This window comes from Vibrio sp. 10N.222.46.A1, from assembly GCF_041473595.1.
In the GTDB taxonomy this organism is placed as follows: domain Bacteria; phylum Pseudomonadota; class Gammaproteobacteria; order Enterobacterales; family Vibrionaceae; genus Vibrio; species Vibrio tasmaniensis_A.
Window position 1 is genome coordinate 1 of record NZ_JBFRSN010001631.1, and the last position, 384, is coordinate 384.

At 43.8% G+C, this 384-nt stretch carries 1 protein-coding gene; it reads right to left on the bottom strand.

Features of this window, described 5'->3' with window-relative positions; translation table 11 throughout:
* Positions 1-100: 100 nt before the first annotated feature.
* On the bottom strand, positions 101-384 hold a 284-nt coding region (locus AB4496_RS28545), incomplete at its 5' end, for a DTW domain-containing protein (RefSeq protein ID WP_372133444.1).

Genomic DNA, 384 nt, shown 5'->3' on the forward strand with positions numbered 1-384 from the left:
GCATTATCCATAACACTCCCCCTACAAACCGTGATAGATAACAAACTTATCTCGTGATCGAGTCTGTTTGAACAACAAGTCAGCACAAAGCGGTTAAAGGTTAGAGTGACGTCTCACTTTTGGTGTGCTCTATGAAAGCGTTCAGACTTGGTTTGGTCGGATCGGACTTATAACGTGTCTTACTTAACATGTAACTTTCCCGAAATGTCTCAAACCATAGCTGTAAAGTCTTGGCACCCTGCTCTTCACCAGCCTGTTTCAAAACCAAGCTCGCCACTTCTGCAGTCGAGAGATGTTGTTCGTTGTCTGACTTACGCATCATATATTGGGAAACCGATTCTGGTTCAATCGACAACACAGGTAAGTCTTGCAGATACTCTGAAC